This is a genomic window from Roseibaca sp. Y0-43, assembly GCF_020667835.1.
Classification (GTDB): domain Bacteria; phylum Pseudomonadota; class Alphaproteobacteria; order Rhodobacterales; family Rhodobacteraceae; genus Roseinatronobacter.
In genome coordinates, this window is sequence record NZ_JAFMPR010000041.1 from 1 (window position 1) to 1,060 (window position 1,060).

Below are 1,060 nucleotides of genomic sequence, written 5' to 3' on the forward strand. Positions count from 1 at the left end.
GACGGTTCCGACGGACGGATCGATGCCGACTTCGATCAGCCGCTCAGTGTATTTGATCGACAGATATTGCGATCCTCGATCCGAGTGGTGGATTAGCTCCTTGTTATCAGGTGTTTTTCTTTGCCAGATCGCTTGCTCCAAAGCGTCGAGACGAACTGTGTCGCCATTGATGTCGAGACACGCCAGCCGACAATGCGGCGCGCGAAAACATCAATCACGAAGGCCACATACACTGTTCCCGACCACGTCGGAACGTAGGTGAAATCAGAGACCCACAGCTGGTTGGGCCGATCCGCTTTGAAGTAACGGTTCACCTTGTCGTCGGGGCACGGCTGCGAGCTGTCCGGATTGGTTGTGACGACCTTTTTGCCTCGAAGCACGCCCTTCATGCCCAAATGGCGCATCAACCGTTCCACCGTGCATCGCGCGACGTCCTGATTGTCGCGCAGCAAGACATGCCAGATCTTCCGCGCGCCGTAGAGCTTGCGGTTCTCGTCCCAGGCCGCATTGATCTTGATGCACAGCTCCGCGTCAGACTTTGCCCGAGCTGACGCTCGATCAGGATCACGCGCGATGGCGCGCTGCTCATAATAGGTGGACTGGGCAATTTGCAGTATTCTGCACATCGGCTCGACCCCATACACCCCACGGTGGTCCTCAATGAAAGCAATCACTTGCGAAACGGGCGGTCGAGCTCCGCCTGAGCAAAATACGCCGACGCTTTCTTCAGGATCTCATTGGCCTGACGCAGTTCCCGGTTCTCGCGTTCAAGCTCTTTGATACGAGCCTTCTCAGCACTGGTCGGTCCTGGCCGCTCGCCACCATCACGTTGGGCCTGACGCACCCACTCGCGAAGACTGTCTGGCGAACAGCCCAATTTGCTGGCGATCGCAGCATGCGCTGCTGCGTCGCTTCGATATTCGTCACGATGCTCCGCGACAAGCCGCACCGCACGCGCGCGGAACTCAGGTGAATACGGCTTTGAGGTCTTCTTTCGATTCTGTTCCATAACGGGCAATCCTCCGAGAGTTTTGCCCTCCGGTAAACCCGGGGCGGTTCA

2 pseudogenes and 1 other annotated feature are annotated in these 1,060 nt (G+C 57.6%); both pseudogenes read right to left on the reverse strand.

Going from position 1 to position 1,060, the window contains the following annotated elements:
- Window positions 1-626, reverse strand: a pseudogene (locus J1C52_RS15175) (IS3 family transposase); the annotation flags it as partial.
- Window positions 600-716, reverse strand: a sequence feature (AL1L pseudoknot). Its footprint overlaps the pseudogene before it by 27 nt.
- Window positions 717-796: 80 nt before the next feature.
- Window positions 797-1,009, reverse strand: a pseudogene (locus J1C52_RS15180) (transposase); the annotation flags it as partial.
- Window positions 1,010-1,060 lie beyond the last annotated feature (51 nt).